Annotated in this window: 3 protein-coding genes and 1 pseudogene; all 4 read right to left on the reverse strand. The window is 68.7% G+C overall.

Annotated elements, in window-relative coordinates:
* Positions 1-1562: pseudogene (locus tag QK444_RS32850) on the reverse strand (hypothetical protein); the annotation flags it as partial.
* Between the two features lie 132 nt (positions 1563-1694).
* Positions 1695-2975 (reverse strand): hypothetical protein, encoded by a 1281-nt coding sequence (locus QK444_RS32855; protein ID WP_282785943.1) that lies wholly within the window; start codon positions 2973-2975, stop codon positions 1695-1697.
* 77 nt (positions 2976-3052) lie between these two features.
* Positions 3053-3331, reverse strand: a complete 279-nt coding sequence (locus tag QK444_RS32860; protein ID WP_282785944.1) for a hypothetical protein — start codon at positions 3329-3331, stop codon at positions 3053-3055.
* 117 nt (positions 3332-3448) lie between these two features.
* Positions 3449-4282: a hypothetical protein gene (locus QK444_RS32865; protein WP_282785945.1), complete on the reverse strand. Its 834-nt coding sequence runs from the start codon at positions 4280-4282 to the stop codon at positions 3449-3451.
* Positions 4283-4515: the final 233 nt, after the last annotated feature.

Raw genomic sequence — 4515 nt, forward strand, 5'->3', positions numbered from 1 at the left:
GAGTCCCGGGCGAGGCTGGTCTGCGGTCCGCCGCCACCGGGTGCGCCGCCACCGCCCTTCGGCCCGCCGCCACCGGCTTTCTTGGCAATGTCGTTGAGCGCGGCGGGCAATCCCGACAACGGCGTGTTCGCCATCCGGTCGGCCAGATCGGACTGTTGTGCCTGGGACAGCGCCTGCTGGGCGGCCTGCTGGGCCGATTGCAGCCCCTGCTGCATGGCGCTCTGCAACTGCTGCAGGGCCTGCTGGCCGTCCTGACCGGTGGACTGCTGACCGGTGGGCTGCTGACCGTAGCGCGAATCCGGCGTGGTCCGATTCGCGTTCTGGTACCGCGCGTCCGCAGCCGTAGTGGTCGAACCGGTGTCCCTGCCCGCCTGCTGCGACAGGGCGGCCATCTGGCTCTGGAATCCCGGACTCAGTCCGCCGCCACTGTTTCCACCGCCGCCGCCACCGCTACCACCGCCACCGTTGCCACCGCCACCGTTGCCACCGCCACCGTTGTTGCCGCCGCCGGAGTTGTCACCGCCGTTGTTGCCACGGTCGCCCGGATCCTCCAGGCCGGCGGTCGGATCGGTCGGGTCGGTCAGTTTCGGAATGGCCGCGCTGGAGTTGCGCATTCCGGTGACGTACCAGTTCTCGAACGCCTGGGCATATCCGAGTTTGACCGAGTCGTAGTCCTCGTGGTTGTTGTCCCACTCCGACTCCCAGCGTTCGGGCATGCTGTCGCGGGTATAGCGCAGCCAGCCCGCGATGTAGAGCAGGTTGTCCGCCATGACACGCAGATCCGCGGAGAAGTCGTTCGCCTGCGCCTGAAACAGCCTGGCGGCGTTGATGACGCCGTTGGCGCCGTCACCGGTCCACGATTCGTCCTGCTCCATTCGGGCCAGCCGACCCGTGAGATTCTCGAAATCGCCACTGATGCGATCGGCGAACCATCCCCATTCCCCGGAGCAGCACGAAACGGCGGACGTGCTGATGCCCTCGCGTACCTTGACGAACCACGCACCGTCGTGCAGGTGGTTGTACGGGTTCTCGGGCGTAATGGCGGCGTGCACGCCTCCGGCAGCGGCGGCCCGATCCTCGAGGTTCTTGAAGTGGTTGTCGTACGCCGTGGCCGCCGTCTGATCGTCGCCCGGCCAGTGGGGAATATCCTCGCCGATGTACCTGGGCCGCTCACTGTTCGGCGAATCCTCCAGGGACTGCCGCTTCAGCCCGTTGAACGCGTCCCCGGAATCCTGCTCGGCATTGTCGTAGAGCTTCCCCGCGATCACAAGGGTCTCGCCCAGCGAATTGACCATATCGAGGTAGATATCGAGGATTTCGGCGAGTCGACCACCCTCGATATCGAAGTTCCCCGCCAGTTGCAGCGCCCGCTGCAAATGCCCGTTATCGCTGAAGCCCGTATGCTCGGTCAGATTCGAGACATAGGACTTCATATCGACGAGTGCGTTCGCCACATCGGCGGCGAATCCCGCGGCCTCCTGCGCCACCCCTTCGGCGACCTGAATCAGCCCGTTGCCCGCCTGCTGTTTGAGCCCAGGCCAAGGATTTACGGTCTCGCCCACTCCCCGCTCCTACATTCACCTCGACCTACGGCATCGAAACGCTAACGGCCGCGAGTGAACGAGCTGTGAATACGATCCGTCGAGACATCGAATTGCCTGTGCCTGTGGCGAATCGATACCACGCGCGGCCCGTTAGCGGGTCGCGACGGTCACCCCGGCCATGGTGAGCTGATAGAGCGCGGAGTCGATATCGAACGAACCGGTGTCACCAAACGTCTCGACCAGATGATCCCGGGTTACCGCAGCCGCCTCCGCGGCCGAGACCAGAGCGGCCACCGACTCGCGTTGCTGCTCGGTCGGCTGCTCGGCGACCAGCCTCGACACCAGATCCACCACGGTCTCGACCGTCCACATGCCCGGCAGCGCGCTGGCGAGTTCGGTCGCGGATGGAGACTCGCCGCGATACCAGTGGCCGTTCTCCCACCAGTAGCAGAAGGACAGCAGACCGTTGGCGGCACGCGGGTTCACGACCGGGTTCGCCACCCACTCCGGTGCTCCGGCATAGAACCGGGGCATGGGTGCGCCCGCGTTGTAGACCGCGTCCAGGGTGGGCGCGTCCCATACGCCGCCGGACAGCACGGCGCGGCCGCCGGGTAGGGCGTACAGGGTGGAGCCGCTGCGTTTGGCGCCTTCGAACCAGGCCAGCGACGGCAATACTCTAGGGCCCCATTGTGATTCCGCTCCCACGAAGGTCGCCGCGATCACTGCCCAGCGGGCCCACATCAGCGGGAAAGGGGGAAAATCGTTGTCGGCCACGGTAGCCGCGACCTCGGCGGCCCGGTCGGCACCGGCCTGCGCGAAAGCCGTACGGGGCGAGCGGGTCTGGCGACCGTCGTGGTGTACATAAGCAGCCAGCCAGACCGGGAGCCGGGTGCGCGGATACTCGGCGAGATCGGCACGGTACGCCGGTGCCGGGAACAGATAGTCGTCGGGGAAGGGCACGTCGCCATAGTCGTAGTCGGCCTCCAGCTTGCCGGAATCGTCCAGCGACACCAGCATTCGCCACCAGGGTCCGTCGCCCAGCCGCGCCGCCAGCCCGCGGTGCTCGCGGATGAGCTCGAGGACCGACTGTGGCGGCTGGACACGGACCGTGCTCTCGTCGGTCGCGAAGAAGACGTGCACCACCTCGGTGGCCACGGTGAGCGCGAAGACGGCGTCCATTCGCCGCCAGCCACGCGGGCCCGCGGCGGCCAGTTCCCGGGCGATGCGGTGGGTGAGTTGCCTTGCCCGCGTGGCGGGATCGACGTCAGGCTCGGGGGCTGCTACCCCGCCGAGGGTGAACCCGATATCCGGCTCATCGACGGGTTCCCCGAGCACCGCCGCGGTCACCGCGGCCTGCTCGGAGCCATCCGATACCCGGCCCTCCCCCGCGAGACCGCTCCCCTCGAGCGCCTCTTCCGCTGGTCTCGTCACGTCGCAGCCATCTCCTCGTCCGGCACCTGTCGGCATTGAACATATGTGGTGGCGCACTCGGCGTCATCCCGGGTGCGCTATGCGCGATCCGGATCGGCCGGCGCGGTCATGTGCGCGATCCGGGCGCGGCGCGCGGCCGCGTTCGAGCCGTCCAGCTGTCCGGCGAAGGCGCGGCGAGCAGCGGCGATCAGGTCGTCGTCGATGCGCGGGTGGGCGCGTGCGATCGCCCACAGCGCACCCTCGGTCTCCATATCGAGACCGGTCGCCGAGCTGACACCGCCGCCCTCGCGAACCGAGGTCAGGGCGGCCTCGAAGTTCCGGCGCAGTTCGTCGTCGGCGGGTGGACCCAGTCGCACGGTGTCTCCTCTCGTTGCGGCCGCCCATCGGGACGACACGACGTCGTGCCCACACTCGCTCGAGTGCCCGAACATTCGGCGACGGATCGGCGAAGTTCCGGTGAACCGGCCGCTCGGCTACCCGGTGAAGATCCGGGATCGGCGGTCCGGATCCGCGAGTGTGTCCCGGATGAACAGGCCGATATCGAGATCGCCACCGATCGAGCGATAGCCGATATCGACCAGTACCCGGTCACCGGCGGTGACGGTGAACCGCGCCGTGCGTTTCTCCGGCTGCTGCCACTGTGCCCGCACCGCCGAGTCGTCCAGATCCATGACGTGCTCACCCACGCGCAGCCACAACCGGCCATCGAATCGGTAGAACACCGCCGGGATCTCACCCAGTTCGCCGTAGACGCCGCCGATCTCCCGGGCCTCCGCCACACCGGCCTGCAACCGACCGTTCGCGGGATCGAAGCTCGCCGAGACACCGAATCCGGTGTGCGGACGCACCACGATCTCGCCACCGTTACCGCGGGGCTCGGCTCGACGGCGGCCGTTCGCGGCCACCGAGCGGCCTCGGCTCGCCCCGGTGGATCCGGGTCCCGGCGGCGGCATGGGCGGCATCGCCGGGGACATTGGGTAGCCGGACGATGGCGTCGGCGCGGCGGTCGCGCCCGCCGGCGGCTGGGTCGATGCCGACGTTCCGTGGCCCCATTCGTGTTCCGGCACAGTGAGGTACGGGTCGGCGGGCGACTGCCAGGAGGGCATCTGCCCGCCCGGCGGCACCCCCGGCGCTGACGCCCAGGACGGCGGTGCGGGTGCGACGTGCTGTGGGCCGCTCGGCACCGACGGCTCACCCCCTGGCCCGGGCATCCGCTGCCGATCACCCGCCCCGGAGGTCTCCGGCGCTGCGGGCGGCAGCCACGGCCGATCCACCGCCGACAGCCCCGATGGGCTGTCCGACGCCACCGGCAGTGCAGGCGAAGTAAGCGATGGTTTCGGATACCCCGACAGCTGCTCCGATCCCGGCTGCCGCTCTGATGACACCGGCGATCCCAGCGCATCGGATACCTCGAGCGGCCGCGGCGACTGCGCCTGCCCCGGAGGCTGCGGCGAACTCGGTAGGTTTGGCAGGTTCGCCCGGTCCGGCAAGTTCACCTGCTCCGGCAAGCCCGAATGGTCCGGCAGGTTCGGCTGGTTCG

Origin of the sequence: Nocardia sp. CC201C, from assembly GCF_030010695.1 — a bacterium.
GTDB lineage: Bacteria > Actinomycetota > Actinomycetes > Mycobacteriales > Mycobacteriaceae > Nocardia > Nocardia otitidiscaviarum.